The organism is Peptoclostridium litorale DSM 5388 (assembly GCF_900141635.1).
Taxonomy (GTDB): Bacteria; Bacillota; Clostridia; order Peptostreptococcales; family Peptostreptococcaceae; genus Peptoclostridium; species Peptoclostridium litorale.
In genome coordinates, this window is record NZ_FSRH01000002.1 from 292,595 (window position 1) to 309,275 (window position 16,681).

Sequence of the window (16,681 nt, forward strand, 5' to 3'; positions counted from 1 at the left end):
CAGTCACAGCGATTTTTTAGCAGCCTGGCAGTCATAGAATCTCTTCCTTAGACCCATAGCTTTGCGTCCCTGTCTTTCGGCAGGTTTGCCCAATTTTTCAAATATCTTTTAATATCACCATTCAAATTTTACTATTCTTCAAATTCATTGTCAATAATTCATTTTAAAATCAAGTAAATTTCAGATTCTAATTATCCAACAATACTTTTTGTCTATATCGTTATTGCGGCTTCAAGCGCAAGCCTTATCTCATTTTCCTCTCCAATGCTTGCAAGCTTTTCACTGTCGACATAAAGGTCTATTCCTTCCTTTACGTCTTCTCCATATTTCACAACATTGTTAAGTATGGACGCCACCTTGACTCCCCTTAGCCTTCCAACTACAAACAGGGCAGCAGTCTCCATGTCAGAGGCCAGGACTCCTTTTTTGCTCCACATCTGCATTATCTGCTCTTCTTCGTCTATATAAAACGAGTCATGGCTTCTGACCACGCCTACATGGAATGGTATTCCCATGTTTTGTGCATTCATTCTTATGGACTCCAAAAGCTCGTGGTCCGCAGCGGCAGGATAGGCACTGTCCACATACATCCTGGAAGCTCCGTCTTCTCTTACTGCCGCATCCACTATTATGAGGTCTCCTATTTCTATTCCCTTTTGCACAGCTCCGGCGCTTCCTATCCTTATGAATTTTTTTGCGCCGCAGGCTATAAGCTCTTCAAGAGCTATAGCCGCTGAAGCTCCTCCGATTCCAGTCGAGGTTATGCTGACAGGAACACCCTTGTACTTTCCCGTAACCGTCTTGAACTCCCTGTTAAACGCTACCTCCCTGTATTCATCAAGGTACTGTGCGGCCCTTGTGACCCTCTCAGGATCTCCCGGAAGGAGCACTATTTCCGCCACGTCTTCTTCTCTACATCTTATATGAGGCTGAATCATGGTATCACATCCCGTCCTTAAGCCCCATGAGGCCTTTTGCATTTTTTCTTTGAACAACAATGAAAAGAACTGCTATTGTAGCAAGATAAGGTATCATCTGCGTAAACTGCGAAGGTATCCCAACGCTTTGAAGCCTTATCCCAAGCGCATCGAAAAATCCGAAAAGAAGCGCCGCCGCAAATGTCTTTGCAGGGTTGTATGCTCCAAATATTATTGCAGCAAGCGCGATAAATCCTCTTCCCGCACTCATGTTTTCCGTAAACAGAGTAAGATATCCAAGTGAAAGGTGCGCGCCGGCCATTCCACAGAATACTCCGCACATAACAGAGCTCATGTATTTCATCTTTTTAGGGCTTACTCCTGCCGTTTCAAGAGACTGTGGGTGCTCGCCCGATGCCCTGAGCCAAAAGCCATAAGGCGTCTTGTAGAGGAATATGAATATTATTATCGTCAGTATCCAGCTTATATATACGAATATCGAGTGGTTGTTTAGTATTGTGTCTAAAAATTCTATATTGCCTATAAACGGCAGTGCTACATCCGGAAGGGGTTTTATGTCTGGTGATGAAAACGCACCCTTTACTCCAAATATACTCCTTAATAGGAATACAGTAAGACCTCCTGCAAATATGTTTATTGCTATTCCTATTATGAATTCGTCCGCTTTCAGCTCTATTACAAAAAATCCGAAAAGGAATCCCATAACTATTCCAGAAATTATTGCCATTATAACTCCCATAAATGAACTTGCAAAGAAATAGCTTCCAAGGACTCCAAAGAAAGCCCCTATGAGTATCATTCCTTCCATTCCTATGTTGAGTATGCCCGCATGCATTGTAAGAAGACCTCCAAGGCCTGCAAGTATAAGCGGAGTTGCCGTTCTTATTGTATTTTGAATCAGTGCGAGATTTAATATATCCTTTATCATATCTGCTTCACCTTCTTTCTTGAAGTGAGTTTTTTCCTCGTAAGTATCTCTCTAAGTCCGTTTTCACCTGCTATGAAAAGTATTATTACGGACTGTATTACAAGCACAAGCTCTGAAGGGACTCCTGTCGTTACTTCCATTGACGTTGAGCCTGTCTTTAGCATTGCAAAGAATATCGACATAAACACTATCCCGATAGGGCTGTTTTTAACTATTAGTGCTATAAGCATTCCGTCAAACGCAAGGCCCTTAGAAATGTTTTGAAGGAATCTGTAGTGGATTCCGTAAACCTCGAAAGCTCCGGCTATCCCGCAAAGCGCTCCCGATATCATCATTGCAACAAGCATGTATTTTTTATTGTTTATGCCTCCGTATTTTGCAAATATGCTGTTTGCTCCAACTACCTTGAAATTGTATCCAAACGATGTTCTCTTTATAAGGTAGTACATTAAAAATGCTATGAATATCGTATAGAATATGCTCGTATTGAGCTTCGAAAGAGGAATAAGATTTTGGAACTTGTAACCTTCCGCTATCATGTCAGTTCCACCCATGCTTCCCTGCGAAGACCTGAAAGGATAGTTTACAAGATATCCTGCAAAAAGTATCGCAACGCTGTTTAGCATTATGGTAGTTATTACCTCGTCTATTTTAAAGTGAACCTTCAATACTCCGGGGAAATATGCGTATAACCCTCCGACTGCCATCGAGGCCAAAACAGCAAGTATTACAGCTACAAATGCCGGCAGGTCTGTGAACGTAAATCCTACGTATGCGGCCGCAAATGCGCCAAGATAAAGCTGTCCTTCTCCTCCTATGTTGTATATGCCGCTCATGAAGGCTATTGCAGTTGCAAGCCCTGTAAGTATAAGCGGAACCGTCTTGACAAGCGTTGTCGCCATGTTGTATTTTGTTCCGAAAGCTCCATATACAAGCGCCCCATATCCATGCAGGGGGTTTTGTCCGTTAAGCAGCATTATAACGGCTCCAAGAAGCAGAGCCAAGCCTATCGAAGCTGCAAGAGACAATGCATAGCCCCCTTTTCTCTTTATCCATTCCTTCATATTTTATACACCTTCCTGTCCTCTGTGCCCAGTCATATAGTAGCCTATGTCTTTTTTGTTTATTTCTCCATTTTTGAAGTTTCCAGTTATATGTCCCTCATAAAGGGTTATTATCCTGTCTGAAAGCCTGAATATCTCGTCCAACTCGGCTGAAAGAAGAAGTATTGCACAGCCTTCATTCCTCTTTTTTACTATCTGCTCGTGTATGAATTCTATGGCGCCTATATCCACACCTCTTGTAGGCTGCGCTATGAGCAGTATCGGAGTGTTAAACGAAAACTCCCTTGCTATTACAACCTTTTGCATGTTTCCACCCGAAAGCGAACCTGCGCTTACATCCTGTCCCGCAGTCCTTACGTCGAACTTCTTTATAAGGTCTGATGCAAATTCCCTTATCTTGTCCATTTTAAGGTGGACTCCCTTTTTAGAAAACTCACTGCTGTGCTGGCTGCCCATAAGCATATTTTCTGTTATGGAGTCATCTTTACTCAGCCCCATCACAAGTCTGTCCTCAGGTATGTGGGCAACTCCTATGTCCCTTATCTTGCGAGGGCTCATTCCGTTTATCCTGATATCCTTCATGTAAACATTTCCGCCTTTTATGTCTCTCATCCCGGAAAGGGTTTCTATGAGCTCGGTTTGGCCGTTGCCCTCTATTCCGGCAACACCGAGTATCTCTCCAGCCCTCACTTCAAGGCTTATTCCACGAAGTCCTTCAAATCCTCTGTTGTCAAGAGCCTTTAGGTCTTCAACCCTTATTAGGACATCTCCTTCCACTTCTTCCCTGTCAATCTCTTCAAAAAGGACTTCCCTTCCAACCATCATCTCTGCAAGTGATTTTTCCGTCATGTCGCTTGTCTGGTGCACTCCTATGAGCTTTCCCTGCCTCATTACGGCAACCCTGTCTGATATTGCAAGCACTTCATTCAGCTTGTGAGTGATTATTATTACGGTCTTTCCCATTTCGTCTACAAGCTTTCTTATTACCCTGAAAAGGTCCTCAGTCTCCTGAGGCGTTAGCACTGCTGTAGGTTCATCGAGAATCAGTATGTCGGCTCCCCTGTAGAGTGTTTTTAGTATTTCCACTCTCTGCTGCACACCTACTGACATGTCCTCTATTTTAGCTGTTGGATCTATTTCAAGTCCGTACTGGACGCTTACCGACTTGACCTTTTCATTTGCATCCTTTTGATCCACAAGCACTTTGTCCTTCAATGGTTCCATTCCAAGCACCACATTTTGCGCTATTGTAAATGAAGGTACCAGCATGAAATGCTGGTGTACCATTCCTATTCCGTTTTCTATGGCGCTTTTGGGGCTGAATGACTGGATCTTTTTTCCCCTTATATAAACTTCTCCTTCTGTTGGAGGGTGAATCCCGTACATGGTCTTCATTAGAGTTGATTTTCCGGCCCCATTCTCGCCTACCACGGCAAATATCTCGCCCTTGTTTATATCTAGGCTTATATTGTCGTTTGCAAGCACTCCTGGAAATTTCTTTGTTACATTTTTCAGTTCTATTATTTTTTCTGGCATATTATCTACCTGCACCTCCCGGTATAAACTTTTCCTTAAAAAAATGAAGAAGCAGGCTGCTTCTTCATCTTTTATTACATTAAACTTCTGGAACTGTTATCTCTTTGCTAGATATCTTTTCCTTAAGTTCTTGTATTTTAGCCTTTGTTTCTTCGCTTACAAGCTGAGGCATGTCTTCTGTTCCATATCCTATGTCTACACCATTTTCATTTGTGCCGTACTTGTAAACTGTTCCTGATTCAAATGTTCCGTTTTGTATTTTCTCAAGAGACTCGTAAACTGAAAGTCCAACTCCTTTTATCATGCTGGCAACTATGACGTCAGGATTTATATATCTTTGGTCTGAGTCAACGCCTATAGCTTTTTTGTTTACATCCTTAGCAGCTTCAAATACACCTTCTCCAGTTTTTCCTGCAACCTGGAATATTATGTCAACACCCTTTGAGTAAAGAGCAAGTGCACTTTCTTTTCCCTTTGCAGGGTCTTCAAAGCTTTCTGCGAATATTACTTCTATCTGAACATCAGGGTTTACGTATTTAGCTCCTGCTTCATATCCTGCTCTGAAGTTTCTTATTACAGGTATGTCTGCTCCCCCTACCATTCCTATCTTTCCGCTCTCGCTTTCAAGCGCTGCAAGCGCTCCAGCAAGGAATGCTCCTTCGTTTTCCATGTAGTCTATTGAAGTAAGGTTGTCGATTCCCTCTATAACGTTGTCGATGTATATGAACTTCTTGTCTGGGAACTGTGGCGCCACTTCCTTTAGAGTCTGGTCGAATTCGAAACCTACAGCTATTATAACGTCGCTTGTCTGAGCTGCATTAATCATCTGGTCTGTGTAAAGACCTGGATCGTTCTTACACTCGAATACCGAACCTTCAACTCCAAGCTCAGCTTTTGCCTTATCAAATCCCTCATTACTTGAATCGTAGAATGAACGGTCTCCAAGTCCGCCCGCAACTACAAGTGCCACTTTAAGCTTTGCTTCTTCTGTTGCTGGCGTTTCTTCTTCTGCTTTTTGTCCGCCACATCCGGCAAGTGCAAATGTAAGCATCATTATGATGCTTAAAAGAACTGAAATTTTTTTCTTCATATTTGTTTCCCTCCTTATTTTTTATATACAGGCATGTGCCTTGCATATCAACTGAATCTTTCGATTTCCCTTTCTCTTTCAAGCCCGCTGACATCAAGAAGCTTTATCTGCTTGTCGCTCACTTCTATAAGGCCCTTGTCCTTAAGCTCCTTGAGCACTCTGTTTATGCTTCTTTGGGTAACCACGAAATTTTCACTCATATACTGCTTGCCGAGGAATATGTGCGGGTTTTTGTTCAAGAATTCATCCTGGCTGCAGTTTATTAGATAGTCACACACTCTGAACTTCAGCGAATATAAAGTGTCCTCTATGCTTTTTTTTGACGTCTTATACGATATGGAGCTCATCGCTTTAAATATGTACATCATTACATCTGGATTCTCTTTAATCCAATTCAAATAATCCTTTCTGAATATCCGGATTACATCGACCTCTGTTATGGCTCTAATTTCGCATATAAACGGCAGGGAATCGATTACCTCAATTTCTCCAAAAAAATCTCCCTCTTTATTTACTGCTTGCGAATAGACCTTTCCCTTTTCAGATGTATGGCACACTTTTACACATCCCGAAAGTATAACATAAAAACTGTCGTAAACCTGATCCTGCCTGCATATAGTCTGGCCAGGAAAGTATTTCGAAATTTTACACTTTTTCAGAAATTCCTCATCTATCGTATCGCTTATCAGCTTTAAAAGCGGAAGCTTTTTATTCCATTTTATATTCATTATATACCTCTCACAATATACTATTCTAATTGCAAAAGCCCCGCTGAAAAAGGACATATGTCCCGCTTTTCAGTGTTCTTTTAACATGTTTACTATATATGTTTATACCTTTTTACACAAGTGTTATAACACATATTATCAAACTATACTTTAAAACAACTACATACATTGAATTCAAGGGGATATGAGTCATATATAGCATTGTTTCATTTTACAGTTTACAACTTTTTATATACTCACTCACATTTTCATTCATTTTTTCAACAAGAAGTTTTACGACTTCATTCGTAGTAGAATGGAGTTTCATGTCATCTATTGTAGCTACCGGAAGTACATTAATCGAAGTTCCTGTTATGAATGCGCCGTCGTATTCTTTAATGCTCTCCACAGGTATTTCATGCTCCTCAACCCCAATTTCATTTTCACAGCATATTTCAAGCACTTTCTTTCTCGTTATTCCAAGCAGCACGTCCCCCGAAGGCGGAGTATGCACTTTCGAGTCCTTTACAAAGAAAATGTTTGATCTGCTGCCTTCAGTAAGATATCCCTTTTCATTTACAAGTATGGCCTCAAAGGCTGCCTCTTTTTCTCTCTTTCTGTTTATACCTTCTCTTTGCTCTATGTTTACAACCTTGGCGTGTGGATTTTCCCTCTCGGATCTGTATAGTATTGTATGGATTCCCTCTTCATACATATTTACCGGCGGATAAAAGCTCTTTATGAAATATGCCGCAAAATCAAACCCCTCATCAGTGAAGTTTGAAGCCAAAAGCTTTACGTTCATATTGTGCTCTCCGTTAGCCTCTATAAGCCTTTTAATATGTTCTTTTATTTCAATATCGTCCATTTCAAGCTTAACTCCCATAAGCTCTGCAGACTTTTTCATTCTCCCTATATGCTCTTCAATATAAAGCGCGGCTCCTTCCTTTATCTTTACAACCTCATATATGGGGAGCTTCTTTGCAATTTCCATAGGATTAATTTCATTTGTGCTTTTAATTTTTCCGTTTAAAATAATATATTCAAGCATTGCTTCATTGTTTGCTTTTTCTTTTTTCATAATAAGGCCTCCCGATTATGATATATTATAATTATATCACCTTATATTGTAATCGGGCTTCTATTTGATTTGAAAATCATGTATTATTTTTAGTTTTTCAAGGGGGGGAGTACGCTTATGGATAAAAAATATATTCTTTCACTAGATCAGGGGACAACGAGTTCAAGGGCCATACTCTTTGACAAAGATGCAAAAATAGTAAAAGCCGCACAGAGGGAAATAAACCAGATTTATCCAAGGTCTGGATGGGTTGAACACGATCCCATGGAAATATGGGCAGTCCAGGCTTCCGTTGCAAACGAAGTAATTGAAAGCATTGGAATTTCACCGTCTGAAATCGCAGCCATAGGGATAACAAACCAAAGAGAGACAACAGTGGTCTGGGAAAAAAGCACCGGAAAACCCATATATAACGCCATAGTCTGGCAGTGCAGAAGAACCGCAGACATATGCGAAGACATAAAACGCAGCGGTCTTGAAGATTACATACGAGAAAACACAGGCCTTGTAGTAGACGCCTATTTTTCAGCCACCAAAATAAAGTGGATACTCGAAAACGTTCCCGGAGCAATTGAAAAAGCCGAAAGTGGCGAACTTTTATTTGGAACCGTCGACTCCTGGATAATATGGAACCTCACAAGGGGAAAAGTTCATATTACAGACTACTCAAACGCCTCTAGGACGATGCTTTATAATATAAAAAAGCTGCAGTGGGATGAAAAAATACTGGATGCTCTCGAAATCCCACGCTCAATTCTCCCCGAGGTTATGCCCTCAAGCCATGTATATGGGCATACTGGCAGGGGGCTGTTTGAAGACTCCCATATACCAATATGCTCGGCGGCAGGAGACCAGCAAGCTGCACTCTTCGGCCAACTTTGCACTCAACCTGGAATGGCGAAGAATACTTACGGAACGGGGTGCTTTATGCTCATGAACACGGGCGAAGACATGATATCATCTAAAAACGGCCTTCTGACGACCATCGCATGGGGAATAGACCAAAAGGTCTATTACGCACTTGAAGGGAGCATATTCATGGGTGGAGCCTGCGTACAATGGCTCCGGGACGAGATGATGCTTATAAATGACGCTTCCGAAAGCGAATACTACGCAGGCAAGGTCGATTCTACAAACGGGGTCTACATGGTTCCCGCATTTGCAGGTCTTGGGGCTCCATACTGGGACATGTATGCGCGCGGGGCCATTTTAGGCCTTACCAGAGGCTCAAACAAGAACCATATAATAAGGGCCACCCTCGAGGCAATAGCGTACCAGAGCCGAGATGTCATAGAGGCCATGCAGGATGATTCGGGCATAAGCCTGTCCCAGCTCAAAGTGGATGGCGGAGCTGTTGGGAACAATTTCCTCATGCAGTTTCAATCCGACATACTTGGAGTGCAGGTTCAAAGGCCTGCAGTTACAGAAACCACTGCCCTTGGGGCGGCCTTTCTTGCAGGGCTTTCATCCGGATTTTGGAGCGGCATTGATGATATAAGCCAAAAATGCTCACTTGACATGGCTTTCAGCCCTTCCATGGAAGCTTTGGAAAAAGAGAAATTATACAGTGGGTGGAAAAAGGCAGTTGGGAGATCAATGCGTTGGGAAGAACATTAATGATTGAAATTTCATCCAGATACAAAAGAAATAGGCTGCCGGATAGTATGCCGGTAGCCTATTTCTTTAATAGTAAGCATTGCATTCAAAAATATTATTTTGCAATTTGAAGCTCGTTCAATACAGCAGTTTCTATAGTTATATCTCCTTTAAAAGAGGTTTCAATATATTTTTTAACTTCTCCCATATCCTTTGACATTCCCAGTGCCCACATGAGTTTTGGAACAAGTGCTTCTGTGTTCATATCTCTTGCAAATATTATGTTGTTTTGCGAAAGCTTTTTGCCGACTTCGTATATGTTAAGGTCAACGCCCTCTTCCATGCATTGTGTAGTTACAACTACTGCTATTCCTTCATCTATGAGCTCTTTTACTTTTGATGTTATATCGAAGTTTTCAAATGGAATTCCACCTATACCAAAGCTCTCTATTATTACTCCTCTGCAGATATTTTTTATATAGTCAAATATATCTGGGTTTATTCCAGGAAATAGCTTTAAAACCATTATCTTTTCACATATGCTATCTGCAAATTCCATCTGCTGTCCATGCTTTTTGTAAAATCCAAGTATCGACTTGTTGTATATGATCTTTCCGTATTTTATCGTGGCTATATCTGGGAAGTTCACGCTTTCAAATGCATCGAAGCTACGGGTTTTTACTTTCATGGCTCTTGTTCCATTTATAAGCTTACCGTCAAAAGCCACAAATACTCCTGCAATGTCTTCCAGTGCAAACAATATTGCATCGCTTAAGTTTTGAATGGCATCGCTTCCAGATTCCTCAATTGAATACTGCGATCCCGTAATTATAACAGGCTTGTCCATATTTTGAAGCATGTATGTCAATGCGGCTGAAGTATATGCCATGGTGTCAGTTCCATGAGTCACTACAAAACCATCATAGTTTTCGTAGTTTTCATATATCTTTTGGGCTATGCATTTCCATCTGGAAGGATTCATATTCGAGCTGTCAATATTCATAATAAGCTCGCCGCCTATTTTGCATAAATCTAAAACATGTGGAATGTATTCCAAAAGTTCATTTACGTCATATTTTGGCGAAAGTCCGTCACCTGAATCCGAGCAAGCTATTGTTCCTCCCGTCGCAACTATAAGTATTTTTTTCATATTAGCACCCCTAAATATAGTTTTAATTAATCCCGTCTGGCGAATAATTGTCATCTGCCTTCATCTTCGACCTTGGAATATCAGCCTCCCTGACTACACCACCTTCTGAAAGGACAACCAGCCTCTCAACTATATTTTTGAGTTCTCTTACATTTCCTGGATAGTCATGCAAAATCAAGAAATTCATTACTCCCTCTTCTATTTCTGTAATGTCTTTTTTCATTTCAACTTTAGATTTGCCAAAGAAAAACTCTATTAGTTTGGGAATGTCTTCTTTCCTCTCTCTCAAAGGAGGGATTTCTATAGTAATTGTACTTATTCTGTAAAATAAATCTTCTCTGAACTCCCCTTCCCTTATCGCCTTCTCCAATTCTTTGTTTGTTGCACAGACAAGCCTGAAGTTGACATCTATCGACCTATTGCTTCCTATTCTCTCTATTCTCTTATTTTCTATTGTCCTGAGAAGCTTTACCTGGGTACTCAAAGTTGCATCGCCTATCTCATCCAAAAACAGTGTGCCATCATGGGCTGCTTCAAATTTCCCTTTTTTCTTCTCCATGGCTCCCGTAAAGGCCCCTTTTTCATGACCAAAAAGCTCCGACTCCAATAGGCTTTCTGAAAGGGCATGACAGTTTACTGCTATGAAATGTCCTTCTTTTCTTTCACTGCAACTGTGTATATATTTTGCGAAAACTTCCTTTCCAACTCCCGACTCTCCCAGTATGAGAATGTTTACATTGCTAACTGCCGCCTTTTGGGCTATTTCAATAGCCCTTTTGAACTTTGGGCTTTTAGTGTCCAGCATAAAGTCAAGCTCTTTATTTTGCTCTCTATATATGCTGTTTTCACGCTCGAGTTCTTTGAGTTTTCTCAATTTTTCAATTTCAATAATCAATTCCTCCGGGTCGTGGCCTTTTACAAAATATGAAAATGCTCCTTTTTTCATCGCCTCGACAGCATTTTTTATGCTCCCATATCCAGTTATTATAATTACATCCATATGCGGCTTTACCGCCTTTATTTTGACAACAAGCTCTATTCCATCGATGCCCTTCATCATAAGATCTGTCAGCACCAAATCATAATCTTTGGATTTTAGCATATCAAGTGCAACTTCCCCACTTGCCGCATCATCTACCAGATAACCTTCGCTCTCAAGTATTATCCTTAAACTATCCCTGTATTCCTCTTCATCATCAACAATTAGCAAATTGAATTTTCCGCTGTTATTTGCCATGGCTCTTGCCCTCCTTCTTAGGCAGCACTATCTTGAATTCGCTGCCCTTTCCAATTTCACTTGAAACCTCTATTTTTCCACCGAATTTCTCCATCTCGGTATACGCTATAAAAAGCCCCAATCCTGTGCCTTCTCCTGGCGGCTTTGTGGTGAAAAATGGGTTGAATATGTTTTTTAAATCTTCTTCATTTATTCCATTTCCCGTGTCAACACATGAAATTTCTGTTGATTCCAAACTGTCATTGCAAATTAAAGTGAGTGTTCCACCATCCGGCATGGCATCAACTGCATTTGAAATGAGATTTATCAGTACGTGCTTTAACGCTTCTTCATTAAAATTCAAATACATTTTTCCGCTGCAAACCACATCTGTTTTTATATTATGCCTATCCATTAATTTTGAGTTCAGCTCAAGCACATTCCGTATGAACGTCTCCAAATCTATATCCGCGATATCGTCATCTGTTATTCTTGAAAAATTCAACAGATTGTCAATTATCCCCGCAATTTTTTTGACAGATTTTTCAATCACGACTATTGGCTTTGCCTTGTCATCCAATCCTTGATTTATATTGTTTTTCAAAACGTAACAATAGTTTCTTATCACGCCCAAGGGATTTCTGATCTCATGTGCAACACCTGCTGCAAGCTGTCCCACTGCAGCCATTTTATTGGATTGAAGAAGTTGCTGCTCACTTATCCTTATTTTTGTTATGTCCCTTATCATTACCAGCACTCTTTGCTTTGAGTTCCTGTCGTCATCAAGATGAAATGTGTTTATTTCATACAGTTTTTCTTCAAATGTTATTTCCTTGCTGTAGTGCTGTCCGTCTGAAAAAGTCCTTTTGACTATGCAATTACTACAATCCATATTTATAATTCCATTGAAATGCATGCAACTTTTCCCTATCATTTCATATTTGTATTGCTTTTTAAAATCACAAAAAGATTTATTAGTACTGACTATATTGCAGTTGTCATTCAAAACCACCATGAAATGTGGCAATCCGTCAAACGTAATCTCCAAATCTTTTTTACTTCTATCAAGTTCTCTAGTCCTTTTTTCAACTTGATTCTTCAGCTCCTTGTTCCACACTGTAAAGAGATACGATGCCATAGATATTATTGCCATGAAAAATGCAATTATGAGCATAAATCTCTGAGGGGCCTTGTCTTTTACTATTGGTCTCGATATGCCAAACCATTTTTGCTGTATCTTAACCATAGTGTCCTTTTTCTTCAAATTGTATATGCCCTTGTTTATTATGTTGAGAAATGTCCTTTCTGTCTTTGGAAGTGCCAATACACATTCCTTTTCATACAGGGGCTTATCTAACATTTTGTATCCGTCTTTCATGTTAAGCTGCTGCATAAAATAACTTATTACAGGCTCGTCTCCCACTACCGCATCTACCTTGCTGTCTTTCAATAGGTTCATAGCTTCTAAATAGTCATCTGTAAATTCAAAGTCAATTTGAGACACTCTTTGCTTTAGAAAGTCAACTGCATAATCGCCTTCTTGTGCTGCGACTTTCCCACCGGAAAGCTCCATGTGGTTTTTAATGCTGTTTTCGCTATTTTTGACTAGTACTACACCTCTTTGATAGTATATGGGATCTGAAAAGAGATACTTTTCACCTCTTTTTTCAGATGGATACATGTCACAAATATCAGTTCTGCCCTCTTCCAGCTCTTTAAGTGCATCATTCCAAACATGTGGTTCAAACTCTATCTCCGCCCCTATTTCTATTGATAGAGCCCTTAAATAATCGACAGCCAGACCCTCATATTGCTTGCTTTCATGGTCTACATATCTTAAAGGAGGCGAGTTGTTATCCGCGCCATATATTATGCTTCCATGATCTTTGAGCCACTTAGCTTCCTGCTTTGTAAGTCTATTATATCCTGTGAAGTATTGATACATGCCTACATCATATTCAATTCTTATATATCCTTCCGCAAGTAAAAGTATTACCATAAAAAAAAGTAAAACTATGTGTATGACTTTCTTTTTCATGTAGTCATTCCTCCAACTGCAATTTGTTAAAACAAAATCAAAAACTCAATTTCTATAGACATTATATCATTAATATTTATAATAACAAAAAAGGCCCGATTAATATCAAGCCTTTTTAAAATTGAATTTAATTGTTTTTTCAATTTCGTTAGTTATATGTTACTTTCATTAAACTTATGATTCATAAACTGTATGAGAGGTGCAACCTGCACAAGTGTCGGAGCGCCTTTCATCCATACCTGCTGCTTTATGACCTCTATTATTTCCTCTCTGTTGGCCCCGTATTTTATGGCCTTATTCATTTCAAGCTTTGCCCTCGCCTCATTGTTGTCAAATATGGCCGTCGCAAGAGCAATTAGGTATCTGTACTTTAATGGCATAACGCCTTCAGACCATATGTGGTCGTTATACATCCCTATTATATCTTGAAAATCTTCTCCAAGCTGCTGTGCAACCATCACTCCCGGAGGCACATATCCTATACTATCTTTCATCTTTTTCTTTATGTCGCTGTTGTTCATATATTCCACTCACCTTTCTCATATAATATAAGTTTATACAGTCGTCTGCTTAGATATTAAATTCACAGTTTTTAAAATCGCATTTTCTATATTCTCATTGTATGCATTTTCAGTATAGTTTTACGTGTCATTTGTTACAAAAAATAAAAAAAGCCCATGCACTTGCACAGACTTACTCCTTGCAGTCAAATTCCTGTAATATTTGAATAAGCAGTTCCTTTTCATGTCTTATGAGCTTGTTCTTCCTGTTGATTTGCGCATAATTTTTCATATTAAAAACAGTAAATTTAACACCCAAAGCTATTATTAATGTACAAACTCCGCTGAAAAGTAAAAGTGGAATATATTCATGCATCTGGTAAGCCTTTGTGGCATTTCTTATGGATATGTAAAATCCCAAGGCTCCTATGGAAGAAAACATATAATCAAAATTTGTCCTGTATAGCTGCATGTCTATTTGTGAAAGTCTATTCATATATTCTTCTCTGCAAGCAGCGCCTCTTATCCCCACGTAATAGGAGTCCATATGATCCCATGCAGATTCAACGCTTGCATGAGCGCTTTGATCGTATATTTTCATGACATCACTGCCAATATCCACTTCAAGTTTTTTCCCGCCAACAGTATTCAAGTTAAACACCTTCCCAGACAAGCAATTTTCGGTATCTATGAAGTCATATAATACTTGTCATCATATACTATTTTACCTAAAATTATTAATTTTTCCAAATCTTTTTTGCCTGTACGCGGAAACTGCTTTTTTACGTCTTCCATTGTAACCTTTTTTTGCATCCTTATAAATAGGAATAGATCAATATTGTACCATTCGAACACCAATTCCATCACCCCTTTTTCATTGTTCTCAGTCTATGATCTCTGAAAAAAGTTATAGGTTTTTCGAGTCTCCAAAATATACTTTTAGTAGTTTTTTATTATTATTTCTTTTGGATTTTCTCTCTTAGAACCTATCGCTCTGATGTTTTTATTGGCATCTACTGTTATAATCTCATATTGCCTGAACGTATCATGCATAAGTTCATTATTTGAATGTGATATTAAAAATTTAACCCCTCTTGAGTTGAGTCTGTCACATATAAACTTAAGTCTTGTGCATTCTTGAAATTTTGAAAAATTTTGCATTTCAAAGTTATTTTCAGGTGCTATATATACAAATGAGTCTTCTTCTATCTTATCTGCAAAACTTTCAAATTTTCTGCTTATAAGCTTTACATTCTGCTCCTTAAGGTATCTGCTTATTCCCTTTAGTATTATTTTGTTTGTCACCTGCGAATTCTTATATGATCCAAATGGCACATCAAACTGTCCATTTTCATCTTTTCTGAAAAAACCATTAAAGCAAGTTTTGCTAAGGTATATGTCTCTTGCTGCCCTTTCGACAGGGTTCATTTCAACTGAGCTTTTGTCCCTTACTTCATAGTAGTGCTCTTTTTCATTTTTATGGTTTTTAAGTTCTTCTATAAGTCCCTCAACATTGTCCCTTATCACCCTGTATATATTGTAGAGTTCTTCATCGCATACATTTATAACTGCTTTTCTGCTTTGAATATTGAATAAAAGCGCTCCTCCGCCTGCATATGCATCCCAGTAGCTTGAAAAACTCTTTGGTATGTGCTTTTGAATTTCCTCAATTATATATTTTTCGTCCCTTGTCCACTTGAATATTGGCGAAAGGTTTTTTTTCCTTCTTTTCCTTTGTTTAGACTTGCTTTCAGAATCCAAATTCCCATACTCTAAATTAAGTGCGTAGCTCATAATTTTTCCTCCTTTTCGAACATTTGAACCCTTATATTCAGCCGAGACATTTCCTTTCGGCTGAATATAAGGATTTATACAATATGATGCTAAATTAACTACTTGCTCTTTACATATTTGTCTATTGCCTGTGCAGCCGCTTTTCCAGCGCCCATTGCAAGTATAACTGTAGCCGCTCCTGTAACAGCGTCTCCACCTGCGAATATTCCTTCTCTTGAAGTCTGTCCGTCAGCCTCGTCAGCAACTATGCAGCCCCACTTGTTTACATCAAGTCCTTTTGTAGTGTCTGTTATAAGTGGGTTTGGAGATGTTCCAAGTGACATTATTACTGTGTCTACGTCAAGTATGAATTCAGATCCCTCTATAACCTGAGGTCTTCTTCTTCCTGACTCGTCAGCCTCTCCAAGCTCCATTTTCACGCACTTCATTCCCTTAACCCATCCGTTTTCATCTCCGAGGATTTCAACTGGGTTTGTAAGAACGTCGAATATTACGCCCTCTTCTTTAGCGTGATGCACTTCTTCAGCTCTCGCTGGAAGCTCGGCGTCTGATCTTCTGTACACTACGTGTACTTCAGCTCCAAGTCTTAGCGCAGTTCTTGCAGCGTCCATAGCAACGTTTCCTCCGCCCACTACTGCAACTTTCTTTCCTGGTCTTATTGGAGTGTCGTAGTCTTCTTTGAACGCCTTCATAAGGTTGTTTCTTGTAAGAACCTCGTTCGCCGAGAATACTCCGTTCAGGTTCTCTCCGTCTATTCCCATGAATTTTGGAAGCCCCGCTCCAGATCCTATGAATACGGCGTCGAATCCTTCTTCTCCAAGAAGCTGGTCTATTGTTATAGTTCTTCCAACTATTACGTTTGTCTCTATTTTAACTCCAAGCTTTTCAAGGTTTTGAAGCTCTGGCTTTACAACAGCGTCTTTTGGAAGTCTGAATTCTGGTATTCCGTAAAGAAGAACTCCGCCTGGCTCGTGAAGCGCCTCGAATACTGTTATTTCGTATCCCATTTTAGCAAGGTCTCCCGCACATGTAACTCCTGCAGG

The 16,681-nt window shown here is 39.7% G+C and carries 15 protein-coding genes and 1 riboswitch; of the genes, 1 reads left to right on the plus strand and 14 read right to left on the minus strand.

Features of this window, described 5'->3' with window-relative positions:
* Positions 1–15 precede the first annotated feature (15 nt).
* A riboswitch (cyclic di-GMP riboswitch) is annotated at positions 16–100 on the minus strand.
* A gap of 112 nt (positions 101–212) precedes the next feature.
* From BUQ87_RS03145 to BUQ87_RS03175, 7 genes are all read right to left on the minus strand, one after another.
* Complete coding sequence (locus tag BUQ87_RS03145) at positions 213–938, minus strand: nucleoside phosphorylase (RefSeq protein WP_038264795.1); 726 nt, start codon at positions 936–938, stop codon at positions 213–215.
* 4 nt (positions 939–942) lie between these two features.
* Positions 943–1,866 (minus strand): ABC transporter permease, encoded by a 924-nt coding sequence (locus BUQ87_RS03150; RefSeq protein ID WP_038264793.1) that lies wholly within the window; start codon positions 1,864–1,866, stop codon positions 943–945.
* Complete coding sequence (locus BUQ87_RS03155) at positions 1,863–2,930, minus strand: ABC transporter permease (RefSeq protein ID WP_052636111.1); 1,068 nt, start codon at positions 2,928–2,930, stop codon at positions 1,863–1,865. The genes BUQ87_RS03150 and BUQ87_RS03155 overlap by 4 nt, the downstream gene beginning before the upstream one ends.
* A gap of 3 nt (positions 2,931–2,933) precedes the next feature.
* Complete coding sequence (locus BUQ87_RS03160; protein WP_038264791.1) at positions 2,934–4,466, minus strand: ABC transporter ATP-binding protein; 1,533 nt, start codon at positions 4,464–4,466, stop codon at positions 2,934–2,936.
* A gap of 79 nt (positions 4,467–4,545) precedes the next feature.
* Positions 4,546–5,556: a BMP family lipoprotein gene (locus BUQ87_RS03165; protein WP_038264788.1), complete on the minus strand. Its 1,011-nt coding sequence runs from the start codon at positions 5,554–5,556 to the stop codon at positions 4,546–4,548.
* Between the two features lie 47 nt (positions 5,557–5,603).
* Positions 5,604–6,284, minus strand: coding sequence for a Crp/Fnr family transcriptional regulator (locus tag BUQ87_RS03170; protein WP_038264785.1), 681 nt, complete (start codon positions 6,282–6,284; stop codon positions 5,604–5,606).
* A gap of 211 nt (positions 6,285–6,495) precedes the next feature.
* Positions 6,496–7,344: an aminotransferase class IV gene (locus BUQ87_RS03175; protein WP_038264782.1), complete on the minus strand. Its 849-nt coding sequence runs from the start codon at positions 7,342–7,344 to the stop codon at positions 6,496–6,498.
* Positions 7,345–7,461: 117 nt separating this feature from the next.
* On the opposite strand from BUQ87_RS03175, the gene glpK reads away from it, so the two are divergent.
* Positions 7,462–8,961, plus strand: coding sequence for a glycerol kinase GlpK (gene glpK / locus BUQ87_RS03180; RefSeq protein WP_038264779.1), 1,500 nt, complete (start codon positions 7,462–7,464; stop codon positions 8,959–8,961).
* A gap of 94 nt (positions 8,962–9,055) precedes the next feature.
* On the opposite strand, the gene BUQ87_RS03185 is transcribed toward glpK, so the two are convergent.
* The 7 genes from BUQ87_RS03185 to BUQ87_RS03215 form a co-directional block, all read right to left on the minus strand.
* Entirely contained in the window at positions 9,056–10,090 is a 1,035-nt protein-coding gene (locus BUQ87_RS03185) for an asparaginase (protein WP_052636110.1), read from the minus strand.
* Between the two features lie 22 nt (positions 10,091–10,112).
* Positions 10,113–11,327: a sigma-54-dependent transcriptional regulator gene (locus tag BUQ87_RS03190; protein ID WP_052636109.1), complete on the minus strand. Its 1,215-nt coding sequence runs from the start codon at positions 11,325–11,327 to the stop codon at positions 10,113–10,115.
* Positions 11,317–13,344, minus strand: a complete 2,028-nt coding sequence (locus BUQ87_RS03195) for a transporter substrate-binding domain-containing protein (protein ID WP_038264776.1) — start codon at positions 13,342–13,344, stop codon at positions 11,317–11,319. The genes BUQ87_RS03190 and BUQ87_RS03195 overlap by 11 nt, the downstream gene beginning before the upstream one ends.
* 152 nt (positions 13,345–13,496) lie before the next feature.
* Positions 13,497–13,865, minus strand: a complete 369-nt coding sequence (locus BUQ87_RS03200; protein WP_038264773.1) for a carboxymuconolactone decarboxylase family protein — start codon at positions 13,863–13,865, stop codon at positions 13,497–13,499.
* A 172-nt stretch (positions 13,866–14,037) separates the two neighbouring features.
* Entirely contained in the window at positions 14,038–14,496 is a 459-nt protein-coding gene (locus tag BUQ87_RS03205) for a hypothetical protein (RefSeq protein WP_038264770.1), read from the minus strand.
* A gap of 287 nt (positions 14,497–14,783) precedes the next feature.
* Positions 14,784–15,638 (minus strand): DNA adenine methylase, encoded by an 855-nt coding sequence (locus BUQ87_RS03210; RefSeq protein ID WP_052636108.1) that lies wholly within the window; start codon positions 15,636–15,638, stop codon positions 14,784–14,786.
* Between the two features lie 98 nt (positions 15,639–15,736).
* On the minus strand, positions 15,737–16,681 hold a 945-nt coding region (locus BUQ87_RS03215), incomplete at its 5' end, for an FAD-dependent oxidoreductase (RefSeq protein ID WP_074210021.1).

What these genes read in the sequence shown, in the direction of transcription:
- BUQ87_RS03210 (WP_052636108.1), bottom strand. Translation starts at nt 15,638, where the DNA reads ATGAGCTACGCACTTAATTTAGAGTATGGGAATTTGGATTCTGAAAGC.
- glpK (WP_038264779.1), top strand. Translation starts at nt 7,462, where the DNA reads ATGGATAAAAAATATATTCTTTCACTAGATCAGGGGACAACGAGTTCA.
- BUQ87_RS03160 (WP_038264791.1), bottom strand. Translation starts at nt 4,466, where the DNA reads ATGCCAGAAAAAATAATAGAACTGAAAAATGTAACAAAGAAATTTCCA.
- BUQ87_RS03155 (WP_052636111.1), bottom strand. Translation starts at nt 2,930, where the DNA reads ATGAAGGAATGGATAAAGAGAAAAGGGGGCTATGCATTGTCTCTTGCA.
- BUQ87_RS03175 (WP_038264782.1), bottom strand. Translation starts at nt 7,344, where the DNA reads ATGAAAAAAGAAAAAGCAAACAATGAAGCAATGCTTGAATATATTATT.
- BUQ87_RS03165 (WP_038264788.1), bottom strand. Translation starts at nt 5,556, where the DNA reads ATGAAGAAAAAAATTTCAGTTCTTTTAAGCATCATAATGATGCTTACA.
- BUQ87_RS03195 (WP_038264776.1), bottom strand. Translation starts at nt 13,344, where the DNA reads ATGAAAAAGAAAGTCATACACATAGTTTTACTTTTTTTTATGGTAATA.
- BUQ87_RS03185 (WP_052636110.1), bottom strand. Translation starts at nt 10,090, where the DNA reads ATGAAAAAAATACTTATAGTTGCGACGGGAGGAACAATAGCTTGCTCG.
- BUQ87_RS03200 (WP_038264773.1), bottom strand. Translation starts at nt 13,865, where the DNA reads ATGAACAACAGCGACATAAAGAAAAAGATGAAAGATAGTATAGGATAT.
- BUQ87_RS03190 (WP_052636109.1), bottom strand. Translation starts at nt 11,327, where the DNA reads ATGGCAAATAACAGCGGAAAATTCAATTTGCTAATTGTTGATGATGAA.
- BUQ87_RS03145 (WP_038264795.1), bottom strand. Translation starts at nt 938, where the DNA reads ATGATTCAGCCTCATATAAGATGTAGAGAAGAAGACGTGGCGGAAATA.
- BUQ87_RS03150 (WP_038264793.1), bottom strand. Translation starts at nt 1,866, where the DNA reads ATGATAAAGGATATATTAAATCTCGCACTGATTCAAAATACAATAAGA.
- BUQ87_RS03170 (WP_038264785.1), bottom strand. Translation starts at nt 6,284, where the DNA reads ATGAATATAAAATGGAATAAAAAGCTTCCGCTTTTAAAGCTGATAAGC.